The 17925-nt window shown below is 39.2% G+C and carries 15 protein-coding genes; 2 read left to right on the top strand and 13 right to left on the bottom strand.

What is annotated here, in order from left to right; all coding sequences use genetic code 11:
• Nucleotides 1-49: 49 nt before the first annotated feature.
• From HMPREF1865_RS08620 to HMPREF1865_RS08595, 6 genes are read right to left on the bottom strand one after another with little or no spacing between them, the layout of a single operon-like run.
• Nucleotides 50-1651: a peptide ABC transporter substrate-binding protein gene (locus tag HMPREF1865_RS08620; RefSeq protein ID WP_004695386.1), complete on the bottom strand. Its 1602-nt coding sequence runs from the start codon at nucleotides 1649-1651 to the stop codon at nucleotides 50-52.
• Entirely contained in the window at nucleotides 1648-2466 is an 819-nt protein-coding gene (locus tag HMPREF1865_RS08615) for a serine hydrolase (protein ID WP_004695383.1), read from the bottom strand. The genes HMPREF1865_RS08620 and HMPREF1865_RS08615 overlap by 4 nt, the downstream gene beginning before the upstream one ends.
• 12 nt (nucleotides 2467-2478) lie before the next feature.
• Nucleotides 2479-3426, bottom strand: coding sequence for an ABC transporter ATP-binding protein (locus HMPREF1865_RS08610; RefSeq protein ID WP_004695381.1), 948 nt, complete (start codon nucleotides 3424-3426; stop codon nucleotides 2479-2481).
• Entirely contained in the window at nucleotides 3426-4406 is a 981-nt protein-coding gene (locus tag HMPREF1865_RS08605; RefSeq protein WP_060919841.1) for an ABC transporter ATP-binding protein, read from the bottom strand. The genes HMPREF1865_RS08610 and HMPREF1865_RS08605 overlap by 1 nt, the downstream gene beginning before the upstream one ends.
• Nucleotides 4406-5305, bottom strand: a complete 900-nt coding sequence (locus tag HMPREF1865_RS08600; RefSeq protein WP_060919840.1) for an ABC transporter permease — start codon at nucleotides 5303-5305, stop codon at nucleotides 4406-4408. Before HMPREF1865_RS08600 ends, HMPREF1865_RS08605 begins: the two co-directional genes overlap by 1 nt.
• On the bottom strand, nucleotides 5298-6230 hold the full coding sequence (locus HMPREF1865_RS08595; protein ID WP_004695374.1) for an ABC transporter permease: 933 nt from the start codon (nucleotides 6228-6230) through the stop codon (nucleotides 5298-5300). Before HMPREF1865_RS08595 ends, HMPREF1865_RS08600 begins: the two co-directional genes overlap by 8 nt.
• Nucleotides 6231-6365: 135 nt before the next feature.
• Here HMPREF1865_RS08595 and HMPREF1865_RS08590 point away from each other — a divergent pair, with 135 nt between their 5' ends.
• Together HMPREF1865_RS08590 and HMPREF1865_RS08585 are read left to right on the top strand one after the other, a co-directional pair.
• Nucleotides 6366-7199 (top strand): pyridoxamine kinase, encoded by an 834-nt coding sequence (locus HMPREF1865_RS08590; RefSeq protein ID WP_060919839.1) that lies wholly within the window; start codon nucleotides 6366-6368, stop codon nucleotides 7197-7199.
• Nucleotides 7200-7220: 21 nt separating this feature from the next.
• Nucleotides 7221-7805, top strand: coding sequence for a DUF805 domain-containing protein (locus tag HMPREF1865_RS08585; protein ID WP_004695370.1), 585 nt, complete (start codon nucleotides 7221-7223; stop codon nucleotides 7803-7805).
• A 129-nt stretch (nucleotides 7806-7934) separates the two neighbouring features.
• Here the strand turns inward: HMPREF1865_RS08585 and HMPREF1865_RS08580 are convergent, their stop codons facing one another.
• From HMPREF1865_RS08580 to HMPREF1865_RS08550, 7 genes are all read right to left on the bottom strand, one after another.
• Nucleotides 7935-9104 carry a hypothetical protein gene (locus HMPREF1865_RS08580; RefSeq protein ID WP_004695368.1) on the bottom strand — a complete coding sequence of 390 codons (1170 nt, stop codon included), beginning with the start codon at nucleotides 9102-9104 and terminating at the stop codon, nucleotides 7935-7937.
• A gap of 272 nt (nucleotides 9105-9376) precedes the next feature.
• Entirely contained in the window at nucleotides 9377-12964 is a 3588-nt protein-coding gene (gene cydD / locus HMPREF1865_RS08575; RefSeq protein WP_060919838.1) for a thiol reductant ABC exporter subunit CydD, read from the bottom strand.
• A gap of 200 nt (nucleotides 12965-13164) precedes the next feature.
• Nucleotides 13165-14184 carry a cytochrome d ubiquinol oxidase subunit II gene (gene cydB, locus HMPREF1865_RS08570; protein ID WP_004695365.1) on the bottom strand — a complete coding sequence of 340 codons (1020 nt, stop codon included), beginning with the start codon at nucleotides 14182-14184 and terminating at the stop codon, nucleotides 13165-13167.
• Nucleotides 14175-15563: a cytochrome ubiquinol oxidase subunit I gene (locus HMPREF1865_RS08565; protein ID WP_060919837.1), complete on the bottom strand. Its 1389-nt coding sequence runs from the start codon at nucleotides 15561-15563 to the stop codon at nucleotides 14175-14177. Before HMPREF1865_RS08565 ends, cydB begins: the two co-directional genes overlap by 10 nt.
• A gap of 84 nt (nucleotides 15564-15647) precedes the next feature.
• On the bottom strand, nucleotides 15648-16079 hold the full coding sequence (locus tag HMPREF1865_RS08560; RefSeq protein WP_004695360.1) for an RrF2 family transcriptional regulator: 432 nt from the start codon (nucleotides 16077-16079) through the stop codon (nucleotides 15648-15650).
• A gap of 219 nt (nucleotides 16080-16298) precedes the next feature.
• Complete coding sequence (locus tag HMPREF1865_RS08555; RefSeq protein ID WP_060919836.1) at nucleotides 16299-16793, bottom strand: MogA/MoaB family molybdenum cofactor biosynthesis protein; 495 nt, start codon at nucleotides 16791-16793, stop codon at nucleotides 16299-16301.
• An 8-nt stretch (nucleotides 16794-16801) separates the two neighbouring features.
• Nucleotides 16802-17662, bottom strand: coding sequence for a polysaccharide deacetylase family protein (locus HMPREF1865_RS08550; RefSeq protein WP_060919835.1), 861 nt, complete (start codon nucleotides 17660-17662; stop codon nucleotides 16802-16804).
• Nucleotides 17663-17925 lie beyond the last annotated feature (263 nt).

Genomic DNA, 17925 nt, shown 5'->3' with positions numbered 1-17925 from the left:
ATTCCCATACAACAAAAGACGTACACAAGGTGTACGTCTTAAGTGTATCTTATTTGTATGCTTTTTTAAAGTCAACAAGTCCCAATGTGGTCCAGAAATAATTTTGAATTGTTCCATTTGTCACATATGGTTGTGTTGTAAAGTACAACGGCATAACAAGAGATTCATCAAAAATCATCTTTTCTGCTTCATGCATCAACGCATCACGAGCCGCCCCATTTGGAGTTGTACGAATACGTGCAATCAACTCATTATACTCATCACTATGATACTGACCATCGTTATCTTCAGCAGAGAATACCTCTAAAAAGTTTTGTGGATCGCTATAATCGGCAACCCAAGAAGCGCGAGCTACTTGGTACTTGCCAGCTTCACGGTCTGCCAAGAATACCTTTGTCTCTTGATTTTGTAAGCGTACATCTGCGCCAAATGCATTTATCCATGCATCTTGAATCGCTTCTGCAATAGCTTTATGTAATTCACTTGTATTATACAAAATCGTAATTTGCGGCAATGGACGATTCTTACCATAGCCAGCCTTTTTCAGGATTTCCTTGGCTTGCTCTACATCTTCGTATACGAGATAGCTACCAGCTTCACGGAAGTCTTCACGACCATTACTTTCAAGCATACCATATGGTACGAATGCATAAGCTGGTTCTTTACCGCCTCTAACAATATTATTAACAATATTAGCACGGTTGATAACCATAGAAAAGGCTTTACGCACATCTGGATCTGTGAAAGGTTCTGCTTTAACATTGAATACGTAATAATAGTTACCAAGCATAGGTCCAATATGTAATAGGCCGGCTTCTTCTAGACGTTTTTGATCCGCTACAGGAGGCTCAACCGTCATATCAGCTTCGCCACCTTCAACTAAGGTAAGGCGTGTACTTTGAGACTCACTAATAGGCCAATTCATTTTCTCTGTCTTCACAGATTCTGCATCCCAATAGTTTGGATTCTTAATGAAATCCATTTCCCCATTATGCTTCCAAGAAAGTAAACGATATGGACCATTAGATACTATTGTTTCCGCATTAGCCGCCCAGTTTTCGTGAGCTTCTACTGCTTTTTTACTCACTGGATAATAGCTATGAGACGCTAATAATTTCAAGAAATAAGCCGTTGGATTTTCTAAGGTAACTACCAATGTATCCTCATCAATAGCTTTAACCCCAACATCTTCAGCTGCAGCTTTACCCGTATTAAAAGCTTCACCATTTTCCAATACATATAACATATATGCATTATCCGCATGGACTTCAGGGTCTAATACGCGCTTCCAAGCGTATTCAAAGTCATAAGCCGTCAAAGGCTCTCCATTGGACCATTTTAAATTAGGTCGTAAATGGAAGGTATACTCACGACCATCATCGGAGATGTCCCAATTTTTAGCAAGTGCTGCTTCAGGTTCACTTTCATCATTCAAACGAACTAGACCATCGAATAATTGAAGTTGAACCGTAGCCTCCGGAGAGGTAGTAGACTTTGCGGGATCCAATGTGGATGGTTCCTGCTCAATAACATAGCGGATTGTGTGTTCATCGATTGGTTGAACACCACGAGGGTACCCAAATACGAATAAGAGTACGCTCACCCCTAGAGCGAGGACCATGAGTTTTAACAAGTTTCGTTTATCCATCATGGCAATGCTTCCTCTACAAATTCTTTCATGATGCGCCCAACTTGAGCGCCTAACTCTTTACCTCGGTCATTATCGATATCGCTCATTAAAAGGATAAAACAAAAATGACCCCTAAATGTTTCTATTACACCCCCATCATGTTCTACACGATCAAGGGATCCTGTTTTATGGTGAAAGCGTATGCCTTCTCCCCAGTAAAATGGTAAGATATCACGGAATTGTTGGCGACCTAAGATATTCCACATTTCTCTGCCATAAGCATCTCTATCACGACATTCAAAAATGTGTTTATACAAACGAGCTAACGACATAGCTGTAATGTGATTATCACGACCTTCAGCTAGGGCGTTAAAGTCCATCATCATGCGATTAAGCTCCATCTCATCCACACCAAGCTTTTCTGCACGAGCATTGATATTTTCCATGCCGAGCACTGTGATGAGTAGATTTGTTGCGATATTATCACTAAGAACCATCATAAGACGGCATAACTCAAGATATGTAAAACTATGTTTACCAACTAACTCTTGTAGTGCGCCGCCACCTTCAACGCGTGGAGTTCTAGATAAAGGAACTGTATCATTAATGTCCAATTGCTCCGTACGAGCTAAATGAAAGACATATTCCATGATAAGTACCTTAATTAAACTCGCACTAGAATGTACAGTATTTTCACCTCTAGCTGCGATGAGTGTTGGTTCCTCTTCATCATCGAATTGTAGCACCGCATAAGATATATTCCCTGCTGGTGCCAATTCTTTAATGACTGTATCTAGTTGATGTTCCAAGGACTTGCCAACAATTAGTTTTTCCATACTATTCTCCCATTATATGTGCCAGCATGCGATGCGGCGATCTGCCCAATCTCGAAGTGGCGGACGTTCTGTAAAACAACGACCTTCCGCTTCTGGACATCGACCACTAAACAGACACCCTTTTGGTGGGTCTAATGGATTTGGTGGATCCCCTTTAAGCGGTGCCCCAATTGGTGCATGTGGCATAACTGGACCATTTAAGGCCGTCAATGCACGGGTATACGGATGCTGAGGGAATTCATATAAGTCCAATGCAGGACCTTCTTCCATGACGGCACCTAAATACATAACAACCATGCGATGACTAATGTAGCGCACCATATTTAAATCATGAGAAATAAAGAGGTACGAAATACCATGTTGTTCTTGTAACCGTTCTAGTAATGTCATAATTTGCACTTGGATAGATACATCTAACGCAGAAATCGGCTCATCACAGATGATACATTGAGGCTCCATAATAAGAGCCCGTGCAATGCCGATACGTTGACGTTGCCCACCAGATAGTTCATGAGCATAACGCTCACCAAATGACATATTTAAGCCAACTTGGTCAAGCACCTCTTTTACACGAATCACGCGATCTCGAGGTGTATACTTTGGATCCAGTTCTAAAGGCTCCTCTAAAATCGCATTAACCGTAAGCCGCGGATTAAGGGATGCATAAGGATTTTGAAATACCATTTGCATCACCGGGTGAACAGACTCTCTATCCACATAAGGGTTGATATGTCGACCATTCATATAAATAGAACCAGATGTAGCTTGATATAAACCCATCAAAGTGTAACCAAATGTAGATTTACCACATCCAGATTCACCTACGATACCTAGGGTTTCCCCTGGTGATTGATATAGACTCACGCCTTGTACGGCGTGTACCGTTTGTTTTGGCTTAAATAAGCCGCCTGACAGGGTGAACTCTTTAACGAGATTGTCAGTCTCCCATACGTAACTCATTAAAGTCCCTCCAACTTAGCTAACCAACATGTAAACTGGTGACTTTCACCAACATTTGTAACCATCGGAACCCGACTACCGCAGATTCGCATAGCCCATTTACAACGAGGATTAAATGCGCATCCACGAGGTAAATCAAATAGATCAGGTGGTTGACCTTCAACGGCCTTCAATTCGCCGTGCCATTTACCTTGAGGCAATGCAAGTAACAGCCCCAAAGTATATGGGTGACGAGGCTCGCTAAAAATACCATCTACTGTAGCAGACTCAACACATTTACCTGCGTACATAACCATAACCCGATCACAAATTTGAGCAATAACACGTAGGTTATGAGAGATAAAGATAATCCCTATGCCAGCCTCCACGGCTAATGTTTGCATAAGGCGCAAAATTTGTGCCTCAGTAGTAATATCAAGAGCTGTTGTAGGCTCATCACAAATCAAAATCTTAGGACGACCGGCCACTGCCATAGCAATACATACGCGTTGGCGCATACCGCCACTCAACTCATGAGGATATTGAGATAACCGTCGTTCTGGTGTAGACAGCCCCATCTTCTTCAATAAATCGATGGCAATGGCCCTTTCATCGTAATCTTCACCATACGCATTTGTACGATGGATAACCTCATACATTTGCTCTCCAATGGTCATGATAGGATTCAAGGAGGTCATAGGATCTTGGAACACCATGGCAACCGTCGTACCACGAAGTTCATTCCAATCATCTTCAGTAAATTCTAAACAATCATGCCCATCAATCATGAATGTATCCGCTTTAATTTTAGTTTTACCATATGGCAATAAGCCCATTAAAGAGTTAACTAAAACGGATTTACCACACCCAGATTCCCCGACTATACCTAAAATCTCACCAGGGTATAAAGAAATATCTTGATTGCGAATAACTCGCAACGGACCTTGGAAGGTATTGATGGTAATAGATACATTACGTACATCAACAATAGCATTATTCATTATCTATCTCCTTCCTTAGGATCTAATACATTACGTAAACCGTCGCCAAAAAATGCGAAACCAAGCATGGTAATACTAATAGCAACAGCTGGGAAAATCAATTGGAACGGATAAGAGCGCATGCTACTAATACCTTCAGAAGCTAGTACGCCCCAGCTCGCCATAGGTGCATTTACACCTAAGCCGATAAAACTAAGAAATGCCTCTGTAAAAATAGCCTCAGGAATGGCCAATGTTAAAGTAATAATGATCGGTCCTACACAGTTTGGTAAAATATGACGCAATAAAATTCGATGCTTAGGAATACCCATAGCTTCTGCTGCAATGATGTATTCTTCGTTTTTAACTTTCAAAATTTGACTGCGTACGATACGGGCCATATTAAGCCAATACGCAATCCCCAACGCTACAAATATAGAGGTTAGCCCAGGTCCAAGTACAACCATCAATAAGATTACGTATAGTAAAAGTGGAATACCATACAAAACATCTACGATCCCCATCATGATACGGTCTACCTTGCCACCTATATAACCCGCAATGCCGCCATAGGCAACGCCAATCACAAGATTAATAAAAGCTGCTACAAAACCAATGGTTAAAGAAATACGAGCGCCATACATAACACGCGTATAGATATCACGGCCCAATGTATCCGTACCAAACCAATGGCTAAAGCTTGGACTTTGGTTCGCATCAATTAAGGATTGGTCCGCATAGGTATAAGGTGAAATAAGTGGACCTAGAATAGCAAGCACCATCATCACAATAATGATGGTTGCACCAACTACAGCTAAACGATTTACCTTAAATCGTTCCCATTTACTAGGACGTTTTATAAAGCTAGTAATCTCTTCTTGAGGGGCTCGTTCAATAGGTAAAAAGTCTTCCTTATTCATCTGTCCCCTCCTCCGTTGTAACTCGTGGATCGATTAATGGATAAATCATGTCCACCAAAATATTAAGAAATACTACAAGCGCACTATAGAAAATCGTAATACCAAGAATAACCGTATAGTCTCGGTTATAAATAGATGTTACAAAATACTGACCTAGACCAGGAATCGCAAAAATTGTTTCTACGATAAAGCTGCCTGTTAACAAACTAGCTGCCAATGGACCTAAGTACGTAATAACTGGCAAAATTGCATTGCCAAGGGCATGACGTGTCAAAATGGTCCAAGAACCTAGACCTTTTGCGCGAGCTGTACGAATGTATTCTTGTTGATACACGTCAAGTAAACCACTGCGCGTTAAGCGAGCAATAAATGCCATCGGTTGCGCTGCTAATGTCAACACAGGTAACACCATGTAAGATGGGCCACGCCATAAGGCTACCGGGAACCATCCCAATTCAAAGCCTACTATGTACACAAGAACAGCACCGATAATAAATGTTGGTACCGAAATCCCTATTGTAGATAATACAGTTACCGCATAATCTACAATGCTATTAGGTCTCATGGCACTAATCGCACCAGCTGTAATACCACCAACTATAGCTACCATTAAAGATAATAAGCCAAGCTGTGCGGAAATTGGGAATGCATCACCAATTATATCGTTTACACTACGGCCTTCATATTTAAATGATGGGCCCAAGTCACCTGTAATGACGCCACCTAAATAATCTCCATACTGTTTCCATACAGGATCATCGAGATGATATTTAGCCTCGATACTTGCTTTCACCTGAGGCGGTAATTTCTTTTCTGTTGTAAAAGGCCCACCAGGTATCGCATGCATTAATGCAAATGTTACGGTAATGATGACCCATAAGATTATGATTGCGCCACCTAGGCGTCGAAATACATACCTCGTCATTGTCACTTTCCTCCATAAAAAGTTTATTCGTTTTATTATACTACATTATGAAGTTAATTTCATGATTAACATCATTACATTTACAGAAAGGCTCACATAACGTACAATAAAATATATGATTATTTGGAGGTGTCTATGGTAGCAGTACCTAGAGTTTTAACAATTCAAGACATGAGCTCTATCGGACGCTGTGCCCTTACTGTTATGATTCCTATCATCAGTGCCATGCGCTGTCAGGCGGTTCCTTTGGCGACAGCGGTACTAAGCAATCACTTAGAGTATCCACACTATGAATTCGTTGATTTATCTGCTCATATGAGAGATTTTATGGACTGCTGGGATAAAAACGAAATTGACTTTCACGCTATCGTAAGTGGATTCTTGGCATCACCAGAACAAATTCACCTCGTTGAAGAAGCAATCGATCGATTTGCCTCTAATGGTCAGATGGTTATCGTCGATCCCGCAATGGCCGATGATGGTCGCCTCTATTCCATTTATACTCCTGATATGGTTGTAGCTATGCGCCAACTTGTATCTAAGGCCCACATCGTAAAGCCAAACTATACTGAGGCATGCTTCTTATTAGATATTCCATTCTCAACAAATCCTATTAGCGAAGATGAATTACGTGAGCGATGTAAACAATTACATCACATGGGCCCTGAAATGGTTATCATGACCAGCGTCCCATCGAAAACACATGCTGTTATTGCGGTCTATGATGGACCTACAGACTTTTTAAAAACATACTCTATACCTCTGGTTCCTGTAAAAGCTACAGGTACAGGAGATATTTTTACTGCTGTATTATCTGGTGCGGTAATGAGGGGATATTCTCCTTATGATGCGGCAGAACTGGCAATGAATTTTACTACCAAAGCGATTCAAGCAACATTAGATACAGTACAATCACTAAAACATGGAGTCGCATTTGAGTTAGTTTTGCCAGAATTAACTCAACTATAAGCTATAAATAAAGGGGAACTTATGGATTTACTTTATGTTGTATTACGAACACTGCTCATATGTACCATCGGTTTGCTCATTGCATTCCAAGGACGTCGCATGGGTTTATCGATTTTTAACTTAACGGGACGGTTAAATCGACTACAATTTATCATATGCTTCATCGCTTTAATGATTTTATTTCATATTGTCCACTACATCGATAACATATTCTTAGATTTTGTTGTATCACTACCAGCATATTGGTTGACTAGGGTCATTATTTGGCTCTTATTGGCAACCCTCTTTCCTTTATCTTGTGTCTTATTTGGCCGTCGTATTCACGACATCGGCTTCAATGCATGGGCAGGAATCCTCTGGTCGGTAATCATGATTTTCATCAATACCTACTCTGCCGTATCTCCATTCAATTACATGCTAGAGCTTTTTATATGGCTCATCGGCTTCCTATTCTGGGTATTGCCAGGACAACCTGAGCCTAATCAATATGGCAACCCTCCATTTATGACTGTAAATCGGACAGTTTATGAACCAATACAGACTCCTATATCTAACAAAAAACAAGAAGGTCGAAAAACAGTTCGTAAGCGACGCAAAAAGCGATAATTAAAAATTAACACCCTACAATAAAAAACGTATCTCTATAAGTAATATATACCTTCTTTACTGGACAACCAGTAAAGAGAGTACATATCAAAGAGATACGTTTTTATTATGTCTTCTGTTTTTACAACATTAGTTCATTAACAACATCAACTCAATCAAAGTACAACCTATATATGCAATAATAAACTTAACCTTTTGTTTACGCGCTCTATCATCATCTGCAATTTTAAGTCGATTTGCAAGGAATCGTTTATCTCGAATTTGCAACAAAAGGTGTTTAATTCGCTCTTGGCTTTCATTAGCAGTATACTCATCACAATCAGCTGTCAATGTAGCTTGTTGCATGAAGATGCGTCGGTGTAGTTTACGCATTTGAATTTTAATATTGTTATGTACAAATGCACTTTGCCACTGTTTGCGAGAATCAAAATACATGTACAAATACCGAGGAATATTCATAACTAAGAAGGAAATGATAAAAATCCCTAAGGAAATTAAAAAGTATGTAGAGAATGAAAATTCCAATGTTTCTGTTGGTAAGTAGTGATGCAAGATAATAAATGTAATCCATACACCTATTGGCAATAAAAGGACTGCTGCAATATCGATAGAACGAAGCCAGCTAGTACGAGTTGGCACATCAGGTACTGTAAAAGTATCTACAGGATCATGGAATGCATAGTAATCCAACTGTAACACAGATTGACTGGTACGCGGGTTACCCAAGAGAACGGGTCCATTACTACCAATATGGCGCTCAGGCATGGGTATGAATTTCTTCACTTGTGTATTAGGTAATAAGTCAAACTGAATTATACCCTTCTTCTCAAAGCGTACAGTAGATCCTTTTTCACCTAATGCAATAGGGTTAAAGAAAATACCGAAGAGACTTAGACACCAGTTACCCAACAAGTGTAAAATAGAGTTCAAAATAAACCCACCTGTATCTATATTATTTGTATCTAAACGAATGGCAAAGGATGATGAATAATCATCGAACCATAAATCCTCTAAGGTGAATTCCACATTAATCACATTCCCCCATTTTGTAATAATGGATAGGAATATTTGATTGTTTGGTTCAAATTCAAATGTTACAGCATAAAAGAACCAATGATTACGAAGAGCGGCACGCAACATGCGATTAACCATATCTTCTTCTATATATAATAAGCGATGGTCAAACAAATCTTGTTCTAAAGGTGCTTTTTCTAATACGGGCGCCTTATCCACCACCGCATCTCGATCAGATAATGCTTCATCCACCAAAGCTCGTAATTTGGTGAAGATTTTAGTCATAACCCCTCCAAGGGTGAAATAATAGCTCTTAACACAAAAATTATACCATATATTGCATGATTTATCGATAAAAGTATACTACATATACTATTAAATATAAATATAATTAAAGCCCCTTTTTGCATAGTAAAAGGGGCCTTATTAATGTAGTTAAACATTAGTCATATTATAATTTAATATTCATAATAGATCTTAAATTGCAACGTAATATTAAACATTGTCCAAATCTATAATTAAGCATTAATAATAGATACTTTAAATGATATTTAGTTTTATTGAATACTTGCCATGGATAAATAACAGTATTCATAGAAACGACCTTTAAGCGCCATTAGCTCTTCATACGTTCCATCTTCAACAATTTGCCCTTTATCCATAAATAAAATCCGGTCCATTTGTTCTAAACCTTCCAATTGATGCGTAATATATAGACATGTCCTACCCTCTACATAATGCATCAAGTCACGATGTAAAGCTTTTCTTGTTACTTGATCCAAGCCTTCTAAAGGTTCATCTAATAAAACGATTTTAGGATTGCGCAAGAACAATCTAGCTAATGCAACTCTTTGACGTTCACCACCACTCAAACCTTGCCCTCCACTCCCTACAATCGTATTCATACCTTCTGGTAATTTTTCAACTACCGATCGCAATGATGCACGGTTAATGGCTTGATCTAAATCCGCCATAGAAGCTTCAGGTCTTGCAAGGCGTATATTATCCTTAAAGGAAGCATTAAAAATATACGTATCTTGAGTTATAGTCCCCAATGCATTACGCCAAGTATCAATTGAAATATCTTTCAACTCCACCGAGCCTATACGAATGGATCCACCATAATCATATAACCTCTCAAGCATATTAAATAATGTCGTCTTGCCAGACCCACTAGCACCAACGATAGCAATGGATTTCCCTTGCTGAATATGTAGTCTGAGATTCTCATAAATATGGCGATATTCATCATACCCAAAGGATACATCTGTAAAAATAATATCATCATTAGGGTTAAATGATTTTGGTGATATAGGTTCTACAATAGATATCGGTTCATTACTGAGAGCCATGAGACGACTTGTGGCAACTTTACTTTCTGCACCATGATGAACAGCAGCAATCATAGGTTGTAACGCTTCAAACCAAGCCTGTGTACCAATGGCAGCCACCGCTACCATAACACTAGCCCAAGCACCTGTTAACGCATTAGAGGTCATAATAGCTACAATAACTACAGTTAACTGAACGCCGCCTATGAATAGTGTATTACCCATATTCATGCCCCGCTCAATAGTACCTTTTTGAGCATCTACATTGCGCATCATATGCTGAATACGCTTATATACCATGTCTTCGTTGCCATAACTAATCACATCTTCCAGACTATCCATAGTATCACTTAAAAGCGCTTTATAATCGCCTTGTTGAGGCCCAATCCTACGTAAAGATTCTTTATTATACAAATAAACAACCAAAGGTACTATTACACCTAATACGAAGGCCGACAAAAGAATAGGTATAATCAAACTATTGTCAATTGTAGAAACTCCATATGCAATCAATATAGTCAAGGCAACGGCTGCTACGGGTGGAATCAAAGTGCGCAAGTAGAAGAATTGTAATACCTCTATATCCCCCATGATGCGTCCCAACATATCACCTGCCCCAAACCGTTTGAGTATAGCAGGTGCCAATGGTTCCAAATGAGCATAAAACCACAAGCGCAAGCCATAGAGTCCTTGGAATGCCATGCGATGAGATGTATAGCGCTCAAAATAACGACATACAGCACGACTAACACCGAAGAATCGAACTCCTACGATTGCAAGACTTAAATAAGTAAGTCCTGGTTGCAGTGCGGCAGATGCCAATAGCCAAGAGGATACTGTCAAAAGCCCCACATTCATAAACACTGTTAAGAATGTAAATAGCAAGGCCAATACTAATGACCACTTAGCGGGACTCAATACAGAAAACAACAACTTCCAACCTTGTAAGCTCATATTAGAACCTTTTGCATTATCTTTAAAAGTCTCAGTATATTTAACAGATTTAACAAAATGCTCTGTGCCATTGATAGGTTTATCTACGACCAATGTATTCTCTGAATCAAATTGTTTTCCAATATACAATGGTTCTTCAAGAGTTGCTGATAATTGCCCTAAGCCAGATGTAACAAGGTCTTTAAAATAACCCGCTTCTTGAAGTAGGTCATGATAAGAACCTTCTTGAATAATTGATCCATTTTTCAAGACATATAGTTTAGATGCCCAATGCATAGTTTGTAATCGATGCCCAATAATGATGACAATCTTATTTTCCATCAAACGCTGAATAGCCGTACTTATAATGGCTTCTGTTTTTACATCTAGATGTGCTGTCACTTCATCAAGAATCAATACCTGACCCTTCCGGAGGAATGCACGAGCTAAAGCAATACGTTGCCGCTCGCCGCCACTAAGACCTAACCCACCTTCACCAATAACCGCATCAAGCCCATCTTGTTCTCGATTAATAACATCTAATAGCTGAACTTCTTTGCACGCATCAAGAATCTCTGCATCACTTACATCCATACCAAAGGATAAGACCTCTCGCAAGGACCCTTTCATAATATGTGGATGTTGAGATACATAGATAATTTGCTGACGCCACCAGTTGATATCTAAATCACATATATCAATGCCATCGATAGTAACTGTTCCTTTCGGAGCCTGTAAAAACCCTCCAACAATATGGGCCATAGTAGATTTACCAGCTCCGCTTTCACCAACGAGCATAATAGGTGCATTACGTTCAGCCTGCAGCGTAATGTGGTGTACCCCATTCTCACTATTTTTATAGGTGAAAGTTAAATCTTTAATTGCAATTTCCTGTATAGGCTTATCAAGTTTAGACTCACCACCTACTGGTAAAGAAGGTGGACGCTGCATGAATTCTTCATACTTCAGAATAGATGTTTTCCCTGCCATCCCTGTGTGGAAAGCTGCCCCCAATTGTCTAAATGGAGTATAGAACTCCGGCGCTAACAACAAAATAAAGAAGGCTGAAAAGAATGTGACTTCACCATCTAATAAGGTTAGACCTAAATATACCGCAATCAGAGCAGTACTAATTGTACTCACTAATTCAAGTACTAATGCAGATAAAAAGGCTACGCGCAACACGCGTAAAGTGGAATCTTTAAACTCTTGAGATAATCGATCAATAACCTTAATTTGATCCTTTGCACGGCCAAAGAGCTTTAGCGTAGTAATCCCTTGTAGTACATCTAAAAAATGCCCCGATAGGAAGCTCATACGTTCCCATTGTTCCTTATTTAATCGATCAGCTTGCTTCCCAATCAAGATCATAAAAAATGGAATTAAAGGCACCGTAACAATCAAAATAATACCAATTATTGGCAATGTATTTACAATGGCAATCCCCATAATAAGAGGAATCATAATAGCATATAAAATCTGCGGAATGTAACGTGCTATGTAAGCATCTACTTGTTCTAAACCATCGGTAAGCATATGGATGACATCGCCATGACGTTCCTTATGCTGTACACCGAGCTTAAACATATGCGCCAAAGAGCGTTCTCTAAAGGATGCTTTTACAGCACTTCCCAAATGATTTGCTACCGCCTCTTGAACGTAATGAGCCACCAATCTCACAATAATAGCAATAAACAAATAAATAATGGTGTTCGTTTCGTCAGCTAGTGTATGCTCCAAAAATATAAGATTATTTATTAAGGTTCCAAAGAACCAGGCTTGCCCAACAATGGACAGACTTTCTACTAAACAGGTTAAGCCGAGTAGCACAAGCTGTCCTTTATGTTCTAGCAGCGCTTTAAATGCGGTACGCTGTATCATACTATCCTCTACGGTAAATCTATTTAAATATATAAACTCAAACAAATTTAAATCCCTATTACTAAGCCCACAAGAGTCCAAGTGAATCTAAATTTATCAATATTATATTCATCTTACCATAAAAAAGAGACGTGCCGCTACGGCACGCCTCACATTAAGACCTAATTTTTACAACTTACATAAGTTGTAAAGCTATGCTATTAATAGTGTAAATCTTTTTCTGTTACACGATGACGGAATGTCCAATATACCCAAGATTGGTAAACCAAAATAATTGGCACAAATACGAAGGCTACACAAGTCATCAAAGTCAACGTATAAGTAGAGTTAGCTGCATTAGTAATAGTCAAGCTCCACTCAGGATTCAAAGAAGAAACCATGATGCGAGGGAACAAACCCGCAAAGTATGCAGCTGTTACAGAAATAACAGATAAACAACTGAATAAGAAACCCCATTTTGTATTTCGAGTGCGTGCTGCACCCCAAGAAATGAGGAAGGACACGATAGCTAATGCAAAGCAAACTATAGCTAATACAGAATTAAACAAATCTGTATACACGTAAGTTGCACCTACCAATGCCAATGCACCGATAGCTGTAGGAACACCTACTACCAAGGATGCCGCACGAGCGCGCTCAGAAACAGCACCAGCTGTTTTAATAGAAGTAAATAAACCACCATGGTATGTAAATACCAAAATGAACGCAATACCACAAAGTATGGTGTATGGACTTAATAAATCAGAAAAAGTACCAACATATGTCATACTTGCATCAATTGGAGTACCTTGAATCAAGTTACCTACTGTAACACCCCACAATAGTGCAGGAATCAAGGAACCAAAGAAGATGCAGTAGTCGAATGTTTTACGCCATAACAAATTAGGGCTCTTAGAACGGAATTCAAAGGATACACCACGAATAATAAGAGCTGCAAGCATCAAGAATAGAGCCAAGTAGAATCCACTAAATAATGTAGCATACACGTGAGGGAAGGATGCGAATAATGCCCCTCCGGCAGTAATCATCCAAACTTCATTACCATCCCACACAGGACCTAAGGCATTGATCATTTGTCGACGTTCAACGTCAGTTTTACCAATGAATGGTAACAAAATACCAGTACCATAGTCAAAACCTTCTAATAAGAAGAAGCCAGCGAATAGTACAGTAATTAAGATAAACCATACCACTTCAAGGTTATTAAAAATTAATTCCATAATCTTGCCTCCTCTTTTTCAACTACATCATGAGATGGATTTCCATCTGGACCTTTTTTAATGTGTTCTACAGCAAGGTAGATAGCCGCGATAGCAGCCACGATATACACAAGTGTAAAGCCGATGATTGTAGTCATAATTTCTGGAGCCGTTACGGATTTAGACGCACCATCTGCAGTCAATTGCAAACCATATACAAGCCATGGTTGACGACCTGCTTCCGCTACAAACCAACCAGTGGAGTGAGCGATGAATGGCAATGGCAACATCCAGAACATAATTTTTAAGAATGTACGATTTTCAACAAGCTTGTCTTTTGCATTTAGGATAAGACCTACAAAGGCAACAAGTAACATAAGAGAACCGGATGCTATCATGACACGGAATGTCCAGAAGATTGCTGGAACATCTGGAATATAGTTGCCAGGGCCATATTGAGCCTCCGATTTTGCTTGAAGGTCTTTGATACCTTCTACCTTACCAGACGTAAAGGAGTTTTGAGTCAAGAAGGATAAACCACCAGGAATTTCAAGAGCACCTGTATTCTTTTGTGCTTTAGTATCAATATTAGCTACCAAAGAGAATGGCGCTGGATCTTGTGTTTCCCACAACGCTTCCATAGCAGCCATTTTCATAGGTTGTACTTTTGTGATGTATTGACCTTGATGATGACCAGCTAATGCACCTAAAGTACCAAATACAAGGGCGATAACCATGCCCCATTTAGCGGAGCGGCGGTAGAACTCTGTCGCATTATTACGCAATAAGTGCCATGCACTGATTGCCATAATAATTACACCAGCTGTTAATAAACCATTCAATACGATATGGAAAAATTGTCCAGGTACATAGCCATTTTGAACGATGGTCAGGAAATTTTCCATCTCTGCACGGCCATTGCGTAATACAAAGCCTACAGGATGTTGCATAAAGGAGTTTGCTACGAGAATCCAGAACGCAGATAAGTTAGTACCTAACGCTACAAATGTAGCTACAAGGGCGTGAACACATTTGTGTAAGCGGTCCCAACCGAAAATCCAAACGCCCATGAATGTAGATTCCAAGAAAAATGCCATTAATGCTTCAAGGGCCAATGGGGCACCAAAAATGTCACCCATAAAACGAGAATATTCTGCCCAGTTCATACCGAAATGGAATTCCTGAACAATACCAGTCACCACACCCATGGCAAAGTTAATTAGGAACAATTTGCCCCAGAACTTAGCCATTTTTTTGTATACTTCTTTACCAGTTGACACATAGGTCCACTCTAAAGCAGCAACAATCACTGTCATGCCTAGTGTGAACGGCACAAATAACCAGTGATAGATAGATGTTAGCGCGAATTGCAATCGGGCTAAATCTACAGCTTCAAACATGTGTTTTCCTCCTTAGAATAAAATACTAACATCACTTGACGAGCTTTTACAAAAAACCTTGCATCATTGCGACTGTAAAAAAGCTCAAGCCTCAGCACCAATCAACTGTTCTCTTTGGGCAAGGGTCTTAAAATTAACCGCTTCCAACTGATTAATCAATTGATGCTGAATCACGCCCATTGCTTCATTTATAGCGCAATGTCCCTTACAAGACTTAGAGCAAGAACCTACATCATATAAACAACGTTGTAAATACGCATCCCCTTCTACTGCTCTAATTACATCAAGCAACGAAATCTCTTGAGGGCTTCGATTCAGGGCAAACCCGCCATCTACACCTCGGAAAGATTTCATAATTCCTGCTGCAATGAGACTACGCATAATCTTGAGCAAAAAGCGTTCTGGAATCAACTCTTGCTCAGCCAATACAGCACCAGTTATCTTCGAGCCCGAAGGTAGTAGCGCCATATGCAAGACCATGCGAAATGCATAATCCGTGGCCTGATTTAACTTCATAAAGTCTCCTTTCTCATGCACTCGGACAAACGTATTACTAAATCTAGTATAAATGAAATAAAACAATACTGCAATGGTATTGTTTTAAACAGAATAAATTAATTCACTTACTTCTCATGCTCATATTTTATGGATCAATTACCTACTTTTATATCCATCAAATATTGATTGTCATCATATATAAAAAGACTGCTCTCAAAAGAACAGTCTCCATATATATTATTTTGTAATTTCTCGCACCAAATGGCCCATTTCAGGAATGATGAGTTTGCTCATCGCTAAGGTGACGGCCCCAACAGAGCCAGGAATAGAAAACATCAAAGTGTTATTCTTAACACCAGCTTCTGCACGAGATGCCATTGCTTTTGTTCCAATATCCTCCGTATAGGATAAATATCTAAAGATTTCACCAAAACCTGGAATATGCTTTTCATATAAGCTATTTACCGCCTCGATGGTAACATCTCTCATAGCAATACCAGTTCCCCCAGTAGATATAATGACATCAATAGACTCATCATTACACCATGGAGTCATAGCATTTATTATAGCCTCACAATCATCAATTACAATTTTTCGATCTGCTACAATATGATTTGCTGCTTCCAAAAATTCTTGAACCTTGTTGCCTCCTTTATCAGTTTCTAATGTACGAGTATCAGATACAGTTAATACTGCAACACGTAATGGTCTTGCTACAACTTCGTAAGACATAGTTCCTCCTAAAATAAAGGCACAATAGACGCCAATATCGGCCATCCATTATCGCGTAATGTATCACGCAATGCCCATGTATACTTAATAAGCGGTGCACAATGTAGGCGCAACCAGAAAGATAAATACGGTGTATCTCCTTGGAATACAGCTAGTCGATTTAGAGCATATAAATTATCCCCTGGCTTTACTGTTCCTGGTTGAACTGTGAAAGCCATTTTATACCCAGACTGTTTAGTAACATATTGAACGAGCATATCATTAAAACCACCAGGATACGCCAAATAATTGATAGGTTCTCCTAAAATATTTTCCATAGATGTTTTACCACCGAGAATGGCATCAGGCAATTCTGTAGGATCCATATGAGTTAGTATCTTATGATGATTTGTATGCCCTTGAATATCAAATCCTGCCGTCTCCATTTGACGCATTTGTGCTGTATTTACAAAACCAGGCGTATTGGCTGCGTCACTAATCATGAACAAAGTAGCTTTCATATTATATGCTTTTAATATAGGCAATGCATGTTCATAATTATCTACATAACCATCGTCAAATGTTATTACTATAGGCTTCTCTGGTAACTCCGTACCATTTTGCAAATACTCATACAATTGATCCAATGTTATTGTATGATATCCATGATTATGGAGGTATTCCATCTGCTCCTTAAACTGATCCACATGCAATGTTAAAGCAGAGTGTTTCTCATCATTTATTTGATGATAATTAAGTACCGGTACACCATATAACTTATAATTTGAAGACAGACCCCACATAGCCCCAATAGAAACCGCTAAAATTGCAATACATATTGCAATACAATATAACAACTTTTTAATACAGCTCTTGCCATATTTATACATATAAAATAATCACTCCCATCGACTTACATACATAATGAGAATACCACATATAAGTGGCTATTATCAAGAAAATCCCTCATAAGATCAATATAAAAACAATTGATGCAGTGAATCTGTCGTCGCTTTATTCTTATTACCTTTAACTTGCCCTGCTCACCAGGTACCCTGGGAGGATAGGAAGCTATACAAAAAAAGACACACCCTTAGGTGTGCCTTTGCTTAATCAGCAGCTTCCTATCCTCCCAGGCCGTCTCCAGCCAAGT

Origin of the sequence: Veillonella parvula (assembly GCF_001553335.1) — a bacterium.
GTDB lineage: Bacteria > Bacillota > Negativicutes > Veillonellales > Veillonellaceae > Veillonella > Veillonella parvula_S.
The sequence above is the reverse complement of the archived record's forward strand: the minus strand, read 5'-3'. Positions and strand labels throughout refer to the sequence as shown.